The 15,304-nt window shown below is 65.2% G+C and carries 15 protein-coding genes; 11 read left to right on the top strand and 4 right to left on the bottom strand.

The window, feature by feature from the left end; translation table 11 throughout:
* Both ACPGXI_RS10235 and ACPGXI_RS10230 read left to right on the top strand, forming a co-directional pair.
* Positions 1–243 (top strand): hypothetical protein (locus tag ACPGXI_RS10235; protein WP_526652433.1); only part of this gene is annotated, 243 nt, incomplete at its 5' end.
* Positions 244–649: 406 nt separating this feature from the next.
* A complete protein-coding gene (locus ACPGXI_RS10230) occupies positions 650–2,080 on the top strand; it encodes a WS/DGAT/MGAT family O-acyltransferase (RefSeq protein ID WP_526652431.1) in 1,431 nt (476 codons plus the stop codon).
* A 36-nt stretch (positions 2,081–2,116) separates the two neighbouring features.
* On the opposite strand, the gene ACPGXI_RS10225 is transcribed toward ACPGXI_RS10230, so the two are convergent.
* The 4 genes from ACPGXI_RS10225 to ACPGXI_RS10210 all read right to left on the bottom strand — a co-directional run bounded on the left by ACPGXI_RS10225 (position 2,117) and on the right by ACPGXI_RS10210 (position 5,448).
* Positions 2,117–2,371 carry a DUF2631 domain-containing protein gene (locus ACPGXI_RS10225; protein WP_526652429.1) on the bottom strand — a complete coding sequence of 85 codons (255 nt, stop codon included), beginning with the start codon at positions 2,369–2,371 and terminating at the stop codon, positions 2,117–2,119.
* A 115-nt stretch (positions 2,372–2,486) separates the two neighbouring features.
* On the bottom strand, positions 2,487–3,848 hold the full coding sequence (locus tag ACPGXI_RS10220) for a cryptochrome/photolyase family protein (protein WP_526652427.1): 1,362 nt from the start codon (positions 3,846–3,848) through the stop codon (positions 2,487–2,489).
* 99 nt (positions 3,849–3,947) lie between these two features.
* Positions 3,948–4,532: a fasciclin domain-containing protein gene (locus tag ACPGXI_RS10215; RefSeq protein ID WP_526652425.1), complete on the bottom strand. Its 585-nt coding sequence runs from the start codon at positions 4,530–4,532 to the stop codon at positions 3,948–3,950.
* A 247-nt stretch (positions 4,533–4,779) separates the two neighbouring features.
* On the bottom strand, positions 4,780–5,448 hold the full coding sequence (locus tag ACPGXI_RS10210; protein WP_526652423.1) for a fasciclin domain-containing protein: 669 nt from the start codon (positions 5,446–5,448) through the stop codon (positions 4,780–4,782).
* A 186-nt stretch (positions 5,449–5,634) separates the two neighbouring features.
* On the opposite strand from ACPGXI_RS10210, the gene dxr reads away from it, so the two are divergent.
* From dxr to ACPGXI_RS10165, 9 genes are all read left to right on the top strand, one after another.
* On the top strand, positions 5,635–6,858 hold the full coding sequence (dxr, locus tag ACPGXI_RS10205) for a 1-deoxy-D-xylulose-5-phosphate reductoisomerase (protein WP_526652421.1): 1,224 nt from the start codon (positions 5,635–5,637) through the stop codon (positions 6,856–6,858).
* Positions 6,859–6,872: 14 nt separating this feature from the next.
* The gene (locus ACPGXI_RS10200; protein WP_526652419.1) at positions 6,873–8,114 is read left to right on the top strand and encodes a M50 family metallopeptidase; all 1,242 of its coding nucleotides are present in this window, start codon (positions 6,873–6,875) and stop codon (positions 8,112–8,114) included.
* 8 nt (positions 8,115–8,122) lie between these two features.
* A complete protein-coding gene (ispG, locus tag ACPGXI_RS10195; RefSeq protein WP_526652417.1) occupies positions 8,123–9,310 on the top strand; it encodes a flavodoxin-dependent (E)-4-hydroxy-3-methylbut-2-enyl-diphosphate synthase in 1,188 nt (395 codons plus the stop codon).
* Between the two features lie 58 nt (positions 9,311–9,368).
* Entirely contained in the window at positions 9,369–10,232 is an 864-nt protein-coding gene (locus ACPGXI_RS10190) for a GNAT family N-acetyltransferase (protein WP_526652415.1), read from the top strand.
* Positions 10,233–10,258: 26 nt separating this feature from the next.
* Positions 10,259–10,921: a GNAT family N-acetyltransferase gene (locus ACPGXI_RS10185; protein WP_526652413.1), complete on the top strand. Its 663-nt coding sequence runs from the start codon at positions 10,259–10,261 to the stop codon at positions 10,919–10,921.
* Between the two features lie 173 nt (positions 10,922–11,094).
* Positions 11,095–12,903, top strand: coding sequence for a penicillin-binding transpeptidase domain-containing protein (locus tag ACPGXI_RS10180; RefSeq protein ID WP_526652411.1), 1,809 nt, complete (start codon positions 11,095–11,097; stop codon positions 12,901–12,903).
* 72 nt (positions 12,904–12,975) lie between these two features.
* Positions 12,976–13,590 carry a DUF1707 domain-containing protein gene (locus tag ACPGXI_RS10175; RefSeq protein ID WP_526652409.1) on the top strand — a complete coding sequence of 205 codons (615 nt, stop codon included), beginning with the start codon at positions 12,976–12,978 and terminating at the stop codon, positions 13,588–13,590.
* 110 nt (positions 13,591–13,700) lie between these two features.
* Positions 13,701–14,564, top strand: coding sequence for a type I methionyl aminopeptidase (map, locus tag ACPGXI_RS10170; RefSeq protein WP_526652407.1), 864 nt, complete (start codon positions 13,701–13,703; stop codon positions 14,562–14,564).
* A gap of 20 nt (positions 14,565–14,584) precedes the next feature.
* A complete protein-coding gene (locus ACPGXI_RS10165) occupies positions 14,585–15,256 on the top strand; it encodes a hypothetical protein (protein WP_526652405.1) in 672 nt (223 codons plus the stop codon).
* The last annotated feature ends 48 nt before the right edge of the window (positions 15,257–15,304 follow it).

Raw genomic sequence — 15,304 nt, 5'->3', positions numbered from 1 at the left:
GGCAGGTGCTCGCGCGCGAGATGTGGTTCTGCAGTGTTCGATGACTTCGACATAGGTCCTGGTGCCTTTCAGTTCACTGTCGCGCCATGGCAACTCGTGCCTGGCTGGATTCAACTTCGTCGTCGTGCCTGGCTGGATTCAACTTCGTCGTCGTGCCTGGCTGGTCCGGCGCCAATGATGGTCACCGCGATGAATGTGCCGGTGTATTCAAACGGCGACTGGTGCGGCACCGACACCGGTTAGCCCTGGTTACGTCCGACACTGATGCCAAGGCCGAAGGCGATCGTCGCGCTCCCTGCGTCATCTCATGCATCCAGTCACTGTGCATTCAGTTCTACTCGGTGCGGTGGTTGCCAACAACGCTATGCCATGTGGATCGCGACCTTGCGGCATTCGGCGTTTTCCCCTTGCCGATTCCCCTTGCCGAGGTTCCGCTCTCGGCCGGCCCCGGTGTCAGGCGGTCGTGGGGGCTCCGCTGGTTCTGCCCTGACCGGAGTCACTGCCCGCGCACCGGAGTCCGGTCCCGCGGGAATGCGGCGCCAGTTTCATCGAAGACGCCACCTGGCGCACCAAAACCTGTGGAATGGGTGACATGGCCAGGGCCTCCACCAGGTGGCGCGGCGGCAGGTCTGAAGCGAAAGGGGTACAGGTGAAACGGCTCAACGGCTTGGACGCCACCATGCTGTACAGCGAGACGCCCGAGATTCACATGCACACCCTCAAGATCAGTGTGCTCGATGTGTCGAACGTCGAAGGCTATGACTTCGACCTTTTCCGCAGCATCGCTCAGACGCGATTGCACGCCCTGGCGCCACTGCGCTACCAGTTGGTCGACATTCCGCTGAAACTCCACCACCCGATGTGGGTGCAGAATGCGGAGATCGACCTCGACTATCACCTCCGAAGGGCGCAGGTCGCGGCTCCGGGCGGACGCCGGGAACTCGACCGGCTGATCGGCGAGATTGCCAGCACGCCACTGGATCGGGGTCACCCGATGTGGGAGATGTACGTCGCGGAGGGATTGGCGAACAATCGCATCGCGATCATCCACAAGGTCCACCACGTGCTCGCCGATGGTGTCGCCTCTGCCAACCAACTGGCCAGGGTGCTGCAGTCGGACCAGTCGGAGGTGGTCGGGCAACTCGCACCGGCACCGGCAGATTCGAGGACGGCGGTGAACCTACTCAAGGCCGCGGGACGGGATCACGTGCGACTGATGCGCCGATTGCCCCGGCTGTTGAACGAGACCGCCACCGGTGTGGGCAAGGTTCGCAAGCGGTCCAAAGAGAGGGGCGCTCATCCTGACCTGGCACGCAACTTCGCTCCGCCGGCGACTTTCTTCAACCATGTCGTCACCCCGGGCCGGCTGTTCGCGACGGCACCGCTGGCGCTGGCCGATGTCAAGCAGACTGCCAAGCATCTCGGCGTCACTCTCAACGACATCGTGCTTGCGATGGCGGCCGGCGCCCTTCGTAAGCTTCTGCTGCGCTATGACAAGAAGGCTGACTCGCCATTGATCGCCGGCGTCCCGGTGAGCATAAATACTGCCCCCGAGCGATTGATGGGCAACGAATTCACCTATATGACACCGTCATTGCCGGTGCACATCGAAGACCCGCTGGAGCGGGTCAGGCTCACCGCGATGGCGACCGCCATCGCCAAGGAAAACCATCGCTTACTCGGTCCGACCGTGATACCCAACTGGCTGAGTTATCTGCCGCCTGCCAGCACAGCGGGCGTCTTCAGCAGGCAGGCACGACGGGTCGAATCCGCGGCTGTGATGAATCTGACGATCTCGAACGTCCCGGGGCCACGAGAACGCGGCTGCATCGAAGGGGCGACGGTCGAGGAGATCTACTCGGTCGGGACGCTCGTCGCCGGCAGCGGAATGAACATCACCGTGTGGAGTTACGTCGATCAACTCGCCATCTCGGTGCTCACCGACGACCGCACCCTGGCCGACCCGCATGAGGCCACCGATACGCTGATCGAATCCTTTGTCGAGATCCGACGGGCAGCCGGTCTGTCCGTCGATCTGACTCAAATCGACAACGCGCTGCCGCTGGCCCACGTCGACTAGCGGCAACGCCGGTACTCGGTCTGAGCTGAATTAAACCTATCTGGTGGTGCTGTTGCGAACGACGTACCAGCTGCGCGCGACCATGCCGAGGACGAGCGCCGCGAAAGCGATCAGGAACCAGTCCTCCACGCGTCCGGTGTGGTTGCCGTGCATCATCAGCAGCAGGAAACCGGCCGCCAGCAGTCCACCGATCTGCTTGACTCGGGGATTCTCTTTGGACCAGCCCCACTCGGCAGACGGCACGTCCTCGACGTCGACATCGGTATGCCGTTCCACTTCGGTGCTTGCCATGGCTGCTCCTCATGATCGGGCCGCTTGGATGCGGTCATTCTGACACAGGTCCATTGCCGGTGGACGTAGAGCCGCCGGATGAACAGTCGCTTCGCCCCAAGAGGGCGCCAGCGCCTCATTGCTTCAGGGCCCGGTACCGGCGCAGCGACTCCATGCGCTCCTGCGCGTGATCGACGATGGGGTCCGGGTAGGTATTCGGGCGGTTGCTGCCCGCCTTGCAGACGTCGACGTGTACGTCGCCGGTGTCCTCCATCTCGCGCCATTCGGGCACCCAGCGACGCACGTATTCACCCGCGGGATCGAACTTGGCGCCCTGAGTGGTGGGATTGAACACGCGAAAGTAGGGCGCGGCGTCGGTGCCACACCCGGCCGCCCACTGCCACCCGTGCTGGTTGCTGGCCATGTCACCGTCGACCAACTGCTCGAGAAACCAGCGGGCGCCCCACTGCCAGGGCAAATGCAAGTCCTTGACCAGGAACGACGCCACGATCATCCGCACCCGGTTGTGCATGAATCCGGTCTCGGAAAGTTGACGCATACCGGCGTCGACAATCGGAAAGCCGGTCCGTCCGGTTTTCCAGGCAGCAAATAGCTCCTCGGCGTCGCTGTCCACATCGACCTCGATGCGGTCGAACGCGGAATTCCAGTTATGCCACGCGCTGTTCGGCCACTCGTGCAGCACGGCGGCGTAGAAGTCGCGAAACGCCAACTCTCGCAGGTATGCCTGCGCGCCCCCGCCCGGCCCCAGATCCACGGCCAAGGTGCGCGGATGGATTGTGCCGAACTTCAGGTGTGCCGACATGCGACTGCTGCCGTCCAAGTCCGGACGGTTTCGGTCGTCGGCGTAGTCGGTCAGACCGGTGCGGGTGAAGTCCTCCCACTGGCGCCGCGCGGCCTGCTCGCCGGCGGGCAGTTCGAGTTCGATACCGGCGTCGGGAATATCAGCGATGCCGGGGTGCCCGGGCACGTCGGCGGGATCGATCCAGCGTGCCGAGGCCGGGCCGGAGTCGGCCGGCGGCCGCCAGCCATGCTTGCGCCAGGCCCCGAAGAACGGGGTGAACACCTTGTACGGAGTGCCGTCGCCCTTGCTGATCCGGCCCGGCGATACGAGATAGGGCGACCCGGTCGGCACCAACTCCACGTCACAGAGCGCATCGGCCACCGCCTCGTCGCGTCGTCGGCCGAAGGGCGAGAAGTCCTGCGATACGTGTACCGACGTGGCCTCAACAGCCCTGGCCAGCAGCGGCACCATCGTCGTGGGGTGACCGCGCGCGACGAGGAGCCGTCCATCGAGGCCGTCGCGCAGCGCGCGCAGCGCGTCGTAGAGGTACTGCAACCGACGGGGGCCGACCGAGGCTGTCAAACGTGGGTCCAGCACGTAACAGGCCAGCACCTCACCATCGACGTCGGCGGCGGACAACATGGCGGGCAGGTCCGACAGGCGTAGATCGCGACGGAACCACAACACGGCAGGCATGGCATTGATGGTGCCCGCAATCGCCGCTGAAGAAAAAACGAAACCCCCGCACGCCTGGCAAGCGTGCGGGGGAATCCGCCGTGTGTGAGCTGTGTCGCCTTAGGAGGCCGGGGGCATCAGCACGGTGTCGATCAGATACACCGTCGCGTTGGCCGTCTGCACTCCACCGCAAACCACCGAAGCATCGTTGACGTGCAGCGCGCTCGGATCACCGGTGACGGTGACATCGCCGCCCTCCACGGTGGTGTGGGTGCCCACAACCTGTGACGGGCTCGCCTGTCCGGGGACGACGTGGTAGGTCAAGATGCTGGTCAACAGTGGCGCATCAACCTTGAGCTGTTCGATGGTGGCCGGATCGATCTTCGCGAACGCCTCGTCGGTGGGTGCGAACACCGTGAACTCACCACTGTTGAGGGTATCGACCAGATTCACCTGCGGATTGAGCTGTCCCGAAAGTGCTTTGGTGAGCGTGGTCAGCAGCGGGTTGTTCGACGCGGCGACCGCGACCGGTGCCTGCGACATACCCTGCACCGAGCCCGGACCCTCGGGCACCATTTCGGCGTAGGCAGTGCAGCCCGGACCGACCAGTTCCGCGCTGGCCGTTGTCGCAGTTCCGAGCGACAAGCCGATTGCAGCGGCCACCGCGAACCCGGCTCCTGCCAATGCTTTTCCGTTGACCGTCATCTTGTACGTTTCCTTTCACCGCAGCGACGCTGTTTGGCAGCCACTGTGTGGTCACTGTCCTACCGGACACTTGCACCTCGTATTCGGAGCATCTTGTGGCGCGGATGGGTTGTCGGACAAAATATTTCGGATGATCGGTCTGGATCGTCGTTTGGGCTGTTCGGTGTCGCGGCCGCCGCGCACCGGTCCCTCGCACACGAAATCCCCCGCCCTGCAAGGGACGGGGGATTTCGGGTAGCCGAGATGTCTAGCTGGCCGGCGGCATGAGCACCGTGTCGATCATGTAGACCGTGGCATTGGCGGTCTGAACGCCGCCGCACACCAGGCCGGCGTCGTTGACCTTCAGATCGTCACCTTCGCCGGTCACGGTCAGGGTCGCGCCCTGGACCGTCGCGTGGTCTCCGGCGACCTGATCCGGTGCGGCCTGACCAGGCACCACGTGGTAGGTCAGAATGCTCGTCAGCAGGTCAGAGTCGGTCTTGAGCGACTCCAACGTGGCGGCGTCGATCTTGGCGAACGCCTCGTCGGTCGGCGCGAACACGGTGAACTCGCCACCGTCGAGGGTCTCGACCAGGTTGACGTCCGGATTCAGCTGACCCGTGAGGGCGGAGGTCAACGTCGAGAGCATCGGGTTGTTCGATGCCGCGACTGTCACCGGATCCTGTGCCATGCCCGCCACCGAACCCGGACCGGTGGGCACCTGCTCAGCGTACGCCGCACACCCCGTGCCGACGAGGTTGGCGGCGGGATCGGCCGCCGCCGTGGGCTCGGCCGACGTGGTCTGCGCAGACGTGGTTGTCGTGGTCGCCGTGTCGGTCGCATCGGAGCTGCTGTCGCTGGAACAAGCGGCTGCGCCAAAGATCGCGACCGCGGCGATTCCTGCCGCGGCAGCTGTCTTCCGGTGAACTGTCTTCATATTTTCCCTATCCCTTCACGAACGGACATCGTCACCCGTCCTAAGCTGACGTAGAACATTCCCCGCTGTGAAGCGAATGGATGGGCCTGCAGGCTGTTCGTAATATTTGCGTAATATTTCCCGGACCATCTCGCATGCTTGTCGGGCTGCCCGAGGTAAGTCGGCGGCGAGCGGCACAATGGACCGGTGAGCGAATCCGGCGAACACGGGCAGCGGAACAGGCTGCGGGTGCTGATCCTGGGCAGCACGGGATCCATCGGGACGCAGGCGCTCGAGGTCATCGCCGCCAATCCCGAGCGCTTCGAGGTCGTGGGGCTCGCGGCCGGGGGAGGCAATCCTGACCTGCTGGCCAGGCAGCGCAAGCAGACCGGTGTGGCGAATATCGCCGTCGCCGACCCTGCCGCCGCCGCCAGCATCGGTGGCGTCAGCTACTCGGGACCGCAGGCGGTCACCCGGCTAATTGAGGACACAGCGGGGAAGGCCGGCGTCGACGTGGTGCTCAACGGGCTGGTCGGCTCGCTCGGGCTCGAACCCACGCTGGCGTCGCTGGCTACCGGCGCCCGACTGGCGCTGGCCAACAAAGAGTCCCTGGTGGCGGGAGGCCCGCTGGTGCTCAAAGCGGCGGCGCCCGGGCAGATCGTGCCAGTCGATTCCGAGCACTCCGCGCTGGCACAGTGCCTGCGTGGCGGTGCCGCCGACGAGGTCGCCAAGCTGGTCCTGACCGCGTCGGGAGGTCCGTTTCGAGGCTGGACCGCCGCGCAACTCGAGCACGTCACACCCGACCAGGCAGGCGCGCATCCCACCTGGTCGATGGGGCCGATGAACACGCTGAACTCGGCATCTCTGGTCAACAAGGGCCTCGAGCTCATCGAGACGCACCTGTTGTTCGGGGTCGATTACGACCGCATTGATGTGGTGGTGCACCCCCAGTCGATCGTGCACTCGATGGTGACGTTCACCGACGGCTCGACACTGGCCCAGGCCAGTCCGCCCGACATGAAGCTGCCGATCGGACTCGCCCTGGGCTGGCCTTCCCGGGTCGCCGGAGTTGCGTCGGCATGTGACTTCAGCACGGCCGCGAGCTGGGAGTTCGAGCCGCTCGACAGCGAAATTTTCCCGGCAGTCGACCTGGCGCGCGAAGCCGGTCGAGGGGGAGGTTGCTTGACCGCGGTCTACAACGCTGCCAACGAGGAGGCGGCGGAAGCCTTCCTGCAGGGACGCATCCCATTTCCGGCGATCGTACGAACCGTGTCGCACGTGCTGCGCGCTGCTGACCAGTGGGCGGCCGAACCAGCTAACGTGGAGGACGTACTCGATGCGCAGGACTGGGCCCGGGACCGGGCTCGGCGTGCGATCGAGAGGGAACCCGCAGGTAACAGCCCGCAGGTATTCGGTAGAAGTAGTAGATAGGGACTGGCCACCACATGATGTTCGCGATCGGCATCGTGCTCTTCGCACTCGCCATTCTGCTGTCGGTCGCCCTGCACGAATGCGGCCATATGTGGGTCGCGCGGGCGACGGGCATGAAGGTGCGCCGCTACTTCGTCGGCTTCGGTCCCACCCTCTGGTCCACCTTCAAGCCGAACAGGCTGGGGGTGACGGAGTACGGCCTCAAGGCAGTCCCGCTGGGCGGGTTCTGCGACATCGCGGGTATGACGGCGGTTGAGGAACTCACTCCTGACGAGCAGCCCCACGCGATGTACAAGCAGAAGACCTGGAAACGCGTCTCGGTGCTGGCTGCCGGGCCGGCCATGAACTTCATCATCGGCCTGGTGTTGGTCTACGGGATCGCCGTCATCTGGGGCCTACCCAACCTCCATCCCCCCACCAATGCCATGGTGGGGGAGACGTCGTGCGTGAAATCCGAAGTCACACAAGGCAATTTAGGTGAATGTATTGCCCCGAGCCCGGCGGCGGCGGCCGGTATCCAGGCCGGCGACGTCATCGTCGAGGTCGGTGACACGCCGGTGGCGACATTCGACGAACTGGTCTCGGCAGTCCGCGCGCTGGGCGGACCGACCACGTTAACGGTGCAGCGTGATGACAACGGTGTGACGCGCGAGTTCAACGCCTTGGTCGACGTGACACCGAGTCAGCGCTTCGTCGCGGGCGGCGTTGATTCCGCCGACGCGGTACCCACCGAGGTAGGCACCATCGGCGTCACCGGTGCCTATTTCGGTCCGACGCAGTACAACCCGCTCGCGGCGGTGCCGGCGACGTTCGCCTTCACCGGTGACCTCGCCGTGGAACTGGGCAAGGCGCTGGCCAAGATCCCGACCAAGGTCGGCGCGCTCATCGACTCTATCGGCGGTGGTGAACGTGACCCCGAAACGCCCATCAGCGTCGTCGGCGCCAGCATCATCGGCGGAGACACCGTGGATCACGGGCTGTGGGTGGCGTTCTGGTTCTTCCTCGCCCAGCTGAACTTCGTGCTCGGGGCGATCAACCTGGTTCCGCTGCTGCCCTTCGACGGCGGGCACATCGCGATCGCGGTATTCGAGAAAATCCGCAACCTGTTCCGGTCGGCGCGCGGCATGGTGGCCGCGGGGCCGGTGAACTACCTCAAGTTGATGCCCGCCACCTACGCCGTGCTGGTGCTGGTGGTTGGTTACATGCTGTTGACCGTTACCGCTGACTTGGTCAACCCGATCAGGCTCTTCCAGTAGGAGGCTTCATGGCTATCGGACTGGGGATGCCGGCACCCCCCGCGCCCACACTCGCCCCCCGCCGGAAGACGCGCCAGCTGATGGTGCGTGATGTCGGGGTCGGGAGTGACCATCCGATCTCGGTGCAGTCGATGTGTACCACCAAGACGCACGACATCAACTCGACACTGCAGCAGATCGCCGAGCTCACTGCCTCGGGATGCGACATCGTCCGGGTCGCGTGCCCCCGCCAGGAGGACGCAGACGCACTGTCGGTGATCGCGAAGAAGTCGCAGATCCCGGTGATCGCGGACATCCACTTCCAGCCGAAGTACATTTTCGCGGCGATCGACGCCGGCTGCGCCGCCGTGCGCGTCAACCCTGGCAATATCAAGGAATTCGACGGCCGGGTCAGGGAAGTGGCCCAAGCTGCCGGCGCGGCGGGCATTCCGATCCGGATCGGCGTGAACGCCGGTTCGCTGGACAAGCGGTTCATGGAGAAGTACGGCAAGGCTACGCCGGAGGCGCTGGTCGAGTCGGCGCTGTGGGAGGCCTCGCTATTCGAGGACCACGGCTTCGGCGACATCAAGATCAGCGTCAAGCACAACGACCCGGTCATCATGGTCGCCGCATATGAGCTATTGGCCTCCAAGTGCGACTACCCGCTGCACCTGGGCGTCACCGAGGCCGGCCCCGCTTTCCAGGGCACCATCAAATCGGCTGTCGCATTCGGTGCGCTGCTGTCGAAGGGCATCGGTGACACCATTCGGGTGTCGCTGTCTGCCCCGCCCGTCGAAGAGGTCAAGGTCGGCAACCAGATCCTCGAGTCGCTGAACTTGCGCCCGCGCGGCTTGGAGATCGTGTCGTGCCCGTCATGCGGGCGGGCGCAGGTTGACGTCTATACATTGGCCAACGAAGTGACCGCCGGTCTGGAGGGCATGGATGTGCCGTTGCGGGTCGCGGTGATGGGCTGCGTCGTCAACGGGCCCGGCGAAGCCCGCGAAGCCGATCTGGGCGTCGCATCCGGCAACGGCAAAGGGCAGATCTTCGTCAAGGGTGAGGTCATCAAGACCGTGCCCGAAGCGCTCATCGTGGAGACCTTGATCGAAGAGGCCCTCAGGCTCGCCGCCGAAATGGGTTCGGAGATGGAATCTGGAGCTGAGACAAACCGGGGTCCAGATGATGCAGGCGGTTCGCCCATTGTGACCGTAAGCTGATACCTGGTCCCGGGTGTGCGGGGCTGGCTGGTCAGGGTAAGTCGCAGAAAGAGTCCAAATGTCGGCTCCTCCGCTTTTTCGCCTCGTTGACGAGCGAAGGGTGTCGGTTGTGCGCGACAACCGTGACATGGCAGCGGTGCGTCAGGTACTCGACGATGATCCGGTGGCGTCGTGCATGGTTGCCTCCCGGGTTGCCGAGCACGGTGTCGCCCCGTCGGGGATCGGCGGCGAGCTGTGGACACGGCGGCGCGCGAACGAAGCGCTGTGCTTCGCGGGGGCGAATCTGATCCCCTTGCGCGGCGGGCACAACGATTTGAATGCATTCGCCGACAAGGCGATGAGCCAGGCGCGACGGTGCTCTTCGCTGGTCGGTCGTGCGGAACTGGTTCTGCCCATGTGGCAGCGCCTCGAACATGTCTGGGGCCCCGCCCGCGACGTACGCGCACATCAGCCGCTGATGGCTTTGGGCAGCGCGCCCGCCTGCGAGATTGATCCGGCGGTCCGGCCGGTCCGCATGGACGAGCTTGACGCCTACCTCGTCGCGGCCATCGACATGTTCATCGGCGAGGTGGGTATCGACCCACGGGGCGGAGACGGCGGCCGGGGATACCGCCGCCGGGTTGCCGGTCTGATCGCCGCCGGGCGGGCGTGGGCTCGGTTTGAACACGGACAGGTGGTGTTCAAGGCGGAGGTCGGTTCGCAATCTCCGGCCGTCGGTCAGATCCAGGGCGTGTGGGTGCACCCCGAGTGGCGTGGGCGCGGTATCGGCACCGCTGGAACCGCCACGCTGACCGGCGCAGTCATCGGCAGCGGCCGCATTGCCAGCTTGTATGTCAACAGCTTCAACGCCGTCGCGCGGGCTACCTACGCGCGGATCGGATTCAGTGAGGTGGGAACTTTCGCCACCGTATTGCTGGACTGAACTCCCGGCCGCATACGCTCCACCTCATGGCCGAGCCGGACAGGACAGCTGAGCGCAGGGCAATCGCCGACGCTATCGTTCACGCACTCGAACGCAGACACGCGGTGCTCGACGTGGTGGTCGGCTCCGAGGACTACGACGACGCGCTCGAGGCGATCGCTGACTTGCTGGACACCTCCGAGGTAGCCGCCGAAGCCGTCCTGACGTTGTCATTCGATCGGCTGACCAAGGTGGCGCGCCGCAGGATCGCCGCCGGCCTGGAGAACCTCGGCAGGGAACTGGCCTTCACCTCCGCCGAGCGGACCGGCGGATCCGCTCGGCGACTGACGCTGCGACCCTTCGCCGCTGACGCAGACCGGGACATCTTCGCCGCGCGAACCGCCGACATGCGCGTCAAAGGTGACGGCACCGCCGCCCCCGCGGGCGATCTCGGCGACGAGATTCGCGAAGCGGTCGCCCGTGTCGCCGCCGAGGAGGCGGCCTGGTTGGTGGCAGAGGTCCGACGGACGAAGGTCGGCATGGTCTTCGGTGAGCTATCCCACGGTGAGGTCGAAGTACGAGTCTGGATCCATCCTCACCATCGAAAGCAGGGCCACGGTACGGCCGCGCTGCGCACCTCGCGCTCTGAGTTGGCCGCCTACTTCCCGGCCGTGCCCCTGGTCGTGCGGACGCCGGCCGCGGGAACCTAGGTCTGCGGGAATCTGGGTCTGCGGGAATCTGGGTCTGCGGGAATCTGGGTCTGCGGGAATCTGGGTCTGGGGAAATCTGGGTCTGGGGGAATCTGGGTCTGGCGGACCTCTGTTCCGCCCCGACCGGTGCGCCTGCGCCGAAATCGGACTGTTACTTCCTAACATCAGTCCCAATGGCAACATTGACCTCATTAGTAACACGTGCGGCCGGGCTCGCCACGGTAACCGCGTTGGTCGTCACGCTCGGCGCCTGCACACCTCGGCCCGACGGACCCGAATCCACGGCGGAGGAGTTCTTCGCCGCGCTGGCAGTCGGTGACACTTCGGCGGCAGCTCAGCTCAGCGACCGCCCGGAAGCCGCAAGGGCGACGCTCAACAAGGTGTGGGCGGGCCTACAGGCCACCGGGCTGGACGCGCAGATCCTGAGCGCCAAGTACGCCGAGGACACCGGAACCATCACCTACCGCTACACCTGGCACCTGCCAAAAGACCGCACCTGGACCTACGACGGACAACTCAATATGGCCCGCGAAGAAGGTCACTGGGGAGTGCGATGGAGCGCCACCGGAGTGCATCCGCGGTTGGGCGAGAACCAAACTCTGGCGTTGCGTGCCGACGAGCCACGGCGGGCCTCGGTCAATGAACGTGGCGGCACGGATGTCCTGGTCCCCGGCTATCGCTACAACGTCGCGCTGGATGCCCGTGCAGCGGGTGCTGAGCTCATGGCCACCGCTCGGGTCGTCGCGGGAGCGCTGCACCGGTTCGACGACACCCTGGATCCGCAACGACTCGCCGAGCAGGCCAGCTCGACGACGGGCTCGCTGAGCCTGATCACGCTGCGGCAGGCCGACCACGAAGCGGTCTCGGGCACGATCGGGGCTCTACCGGGGGTGGTGATCACCCCGCAGCCCGAAATTCTCCCTGCTGACGAGGATTTCGCGCCCGCGCTCGTCAACCAGATCAAGGATGCCGTCGCCGGCGATCTGGACGGCGCCCCGGGTTGGCGCGTTGTCACGGTGAATCAGAACGGGGTCGACATCGATGTCGTCAACGAGGTGCCCGCCCAGCCGGCACCTTCGGTGTCGATCAGTCTGGATCGCGCCGTACAGGATGCCGCCCAGCATGCTGTTGACACCACCGGCAATCAGGCCATGATCGTGGTCATCAAACCGTCGAACGGTGAGATCCTGGCCGTCGCCCAGAACGCACCAGCCGACCAGGAGGGGCCGATCGCGACCATGGGCCTGTATCCGCCCGGTTCGACGTTCAAGATCGTCACCGCCGGTGCTGCGATCGAGCGGGACATGGCCACGCCCAACACTCTTCTGGGATGCCCGGGAAAGATGGATATCGGCCACCGCACCGTGCCCAACTACGGTGGTTTCGATCTCGGCACCGTGCCGATGTCGCGAGCGTTCGCCAGCTCGTGCAACACGACATTCGCCGAACTGGCCAGCCGGATGCCCCCGCGCGGGCTCACCCAGGCTGCTGCGCAGTACGGCATCGGGCCGGACTACAACATCGAGGGCATCGACACCATCAGCGGATCGGTGCCACCCACCGTCAACCTCACCGAGCGCACCGAGGACGGGTTCGGTCAGGGCAAGGTGCTGGTCAGCCCCTTCGGGATGGCACTGGCCGCCGCGACCGTCGCCGCAGGCCGCACGCCGGTTCCCAGCCTCATCGAGGGGCGGGAAACCGAGATCACCGGTGAGAGCAAGCCCATCGCCGCCACCGTTGTGGACAGTCTGCGCCCGATGATGCGCCTGGTGGTCACCAACGGCACCGCCAAGGGGCTGGAAGGTGCCGGCGATGTTCGCGGCAAGACCGGCGAAGCCGAGTTCGAGGGCGGATCGCACTCCTGGTTCACCGGCTACCGGGGCGATATGGCGTTTTCGGCGCTGATTGTCGGCGGCGGCAGTTCCGAGTACGCGGTGCGGATGCTCAAGGGCATGCTCGACGAGTTGCCGCCGGGGTATTAGCCGGCTGGATTGCCAGGATCACACCGCTCCGATGTGGTTTGCGCAGTTTGCGGCGGTACCGTGGAAGTTGTCATGACCGAAATCAACCATCTGCCCGCCGGTATTCCCACCGATTCAGTCGAGATGCGGATCTCCGACGCCGATCGCAATGGCACGCTGCGCCGTCTGCACAACGCTGTCGCACTCGGGCTGATCGACATCGACGAGTTCGAGGAGCGCTCGGCGCTGGTTTCGAGGGCCAGATTGCGCTCCGACCTCGACACACTGGTCGGCGACCTGCCCGGACCGGGCGCAATCGTCACTTCGGCGGCCGACCGCGTCGAGTTGCGGGGCGTGCTCGGGTCGCTGAAGCGTCAAGGCGAGTGGGTGGTTCCCAGCCGGCTGGCCCTGCACCGGCGTATGGGTTCGGTCGAGCTCGATCTCACGCGCGCACGGTTCGCCGGACCGATCGTCGTCATCGAGCTGGACATGAAGTTCGGCGGCCTGGATCTACGGCTGCCCACAGGCGCGAGTGCCTCGATCGACGACGTCGAGGTCAATGTGGGCAGTGCCCACGACCACCGCAGGGACGCCACCGCCGAAGGGAATCCGCACGTCATCCTCACCGGCAAGGTCGTCTGCGGGTCGGTGGACATTCGCGGTCCCCGCAAGTCCTGGCGGTTCCCGCGGCCGCTTCGTCACACTTAGCGATCCGGCGCTGGGCAGCCACCGGAGCGGCTTCGCCCGAAACGGTCCGCACGGCTGATCTCTGTTCGCGGACGCCCGGAGCTGCCTTTTCGTGTCGGTAGCATTGCGTCATGCCAGTAAGAACCGTCCTTCGTCCGGGCGTGGTTTCACCGATGCGGACGGTACCCAAGTCGATCGCACGTCCTGAGTACGTGGGGCGGTCGACCGTGCGCGAGGGCACTGAACCCTGGGTGCAGACGCCCGAGGTGATCGAGAAGATGCGGGTGGCCGGTCAGATCGCCGCCGGTGCGCTCGCCGCGGCCGGCGAGGCCGTCAGGCCCGGGGTGACCACCGACGAACTCGACCGGGTGGCTCACGAATACATGATCGACCACGGCGCATATCCGTCCACGCTGGGCTACAAGGGTTTCCCCAAGTCCTGCTGCACCTCGCTGAACGAGATCATCTGTCACGGAATTCCTGACTCGACGGTGGTCCAGGATGGCGACATCGTCAACATCGACGTCACCGCTTACATCCACGGCGTGCACGGCGACACCAACGCGACGTTTCTGGCGGGCAACGTCTCCGAGGAACACCGCCTGCTCGTCGAGCGCACCCACGAGGCCACCCGACGGGCGATCAAGGCGGTCAAGCCCGGCAGGGCGCTCTCGGTAGTCGGCCGTGTTATCGAGGCATACGCAAATCGCTTCGGCTACAACGTGGTTCGCGACTTCACCGGACACGGTATCGGCACCACGTTCCACAACGGGCTGGTGGTGCTGCACTACGACCAGCCGTCCATTCAGACCGTGCTCGAACCCGGCATGACATTCACCATCGAACCGATGATCAACCTCGGCGCGCTGGACTACGAGATGTGGGACGACGACTGGACCGTGGCCACCAGGGACAAGAAGTGGACGGCACAGTTCGAGCACACGCTGGTCGTCACCGACATCGGCGTGGATATCCTCACCCTGCTCCAGGCGTAGGGGATAGGTAGCCTGAACAAATGACCATGAGGCAGGTGGCGGGGACGGCTGTGGCGATACTCGTCACTGCCATGCTCGCCGGGTGTTCGCAGCTGGTTACCGGAAGCGCCGAGTGGCCCGGTGTCCGGCTCGAGCGCGCAGTGCTCAACGAGGGAGACTTCGCGCCCGGCGTGCGCTACCAGCGCATCATCAAGGATCGCGGTGAGGCAGATGGCGCGGGCGGCCCGCCGCCGATGCTCTCGTCGCCGCGGGGTTGCACCGATGGGTTGACTCGTGACATCGCTTCCACCGCCGAGCGCGGAGCAGGCAGCGCCGCGGAGTACATGGTGGCCTATGACGGCGCGCGGATAATCATCTCGGTGTTGACCTGGCCGCTGAATCTCGAGCGGTTGGCTGCAACCGCGGAGCGCTGTGCCGAGTACGAGACCTTCTTCGAACCAGCGGACAGGGGCATTCCGGTGACCACGACCCAGCTGGCGTCTCCGCGGCCCGATTCCTTGGTCTACCGGCAGACTATGCGGCTCGGTGCCGCCGAAAGCAGCGTTTACTTTTCTTTCGAGAACGTGGGGACTATGGCGGTTTTCGCCATCGCATTTCCCACGCCGGATCCGTCAATACTCGTCAAAGGCACTCTGCCACAGACATTCTTGGAAATCACCGGGAAGCAGGCCGCACGTGCGGAAGCAGTGTGAGCACCTGCGTCGAGCGTTCAAACCTACCCGGCGGGTCGGCTCCTGCCT

The sequence above is a fragment of the Mycobacterium sp. genome (assembly GCF_049608025.1).
Classification (GTDB): domain Bacteria; phylum Actinomycetota; class Actinomycetes; order Mycobacteriales; family Mycobacteriaceae; genus Mycobacterium.
Note: the sequence above shows the minus strand (reverse complement) of the source record. Positions and strands in the feature narration are given on the sequence as shown.

Excerpts from the sequence above, each read along its gene's own strand:
- ACPGXI_RS10225 (WP_526652429.1), bottom strand. The coding sequence starts at position 2,371 with ATGGCAAGCACCGAAGTGGAACGGCATACCGATGTCGACGTCGAGGAC.
- ACPGXI_RS10220 (WP_526652427.1), bottom strand. The coding sequence starts at position 3,848 with ATGCCTGCCGTGTTGTGGTTCCGTCGCGATCTACGCCTGTCGGACCTG.
- ACPGXI_RS10215 (WP_526652425.1), bottom strand. The coding sequence starts at position 4,532 with ATGACGGTCAACGGAAAAGCATTGGCAGGAGCCGGGTTCGCGGTGGCC.
- ACPGXI_RS10210 (WP_526652423.1), bottom strand. The coding sequence starts at position 5,448 with ATGAAGACAGTTCACCGGAAGACAGCTGCCGCGGCAGGAATCGCCGCG.
- ACPGXI_RS10200 (WP_526652419.1), top strand. The coding sequence starts at position 6,873 with ATGATGTTCGCGATCGGCATCGTGCTCTTCGCACTCGCCATTCTGCTG.
- ispG (WP_526652417.1), top strand. The coding sequence starts at position 8,123 with ATGGCTATCGGACTGGGGATGCCGGCACCCCCCGCGCCCACACTCGCC.
- ACPGXI_RS10190 (WP_526652415.1), top strand. The coding sequence starts at position 9,369 with ATGTCGGCTCCTCCGCTTTTTCGCCTCGTTGACGAGCGAAGGGTGTCG.
- ACPGXI_RS10185 (WP_526652413.1), top strand. The coding sequence starts at position 10,259 with ATGGCCGAGCCGGACAGGACAGCTGAGCGCAGGGCAATCGCCGACGCT.
- ACPGXI_RS10180 (WP_526652411.1), top strand. The coding sequence starts at position 11,095 with ATGGCAACATTGACCTCATTAGTAACACGTGCGGCCGGGCTCGCCACG.
- ACPGXI_RS10175 (WP_526652409.1), top strand. The coding sequence starts at position 12,976 with ATGACCGAAATCAACCATCTGCCCGCCGGTATTCCCACCGATTCAGTC.
- map (WP_526652407.1), top strand. The coding sequence starts at position 13,701 with ATGCCAGTAAGAACCGTCCTTCGTCCGGGCGTGGTTTCACCGATGCGG.
- ACPGXI_RS10165 (WP_526652405.1), top strand. The coding sequence starts at position 14,585 with ATGACCATGAGGCAGGTGGCGGGGACGGCTGTGGCGATACTCGTCACT.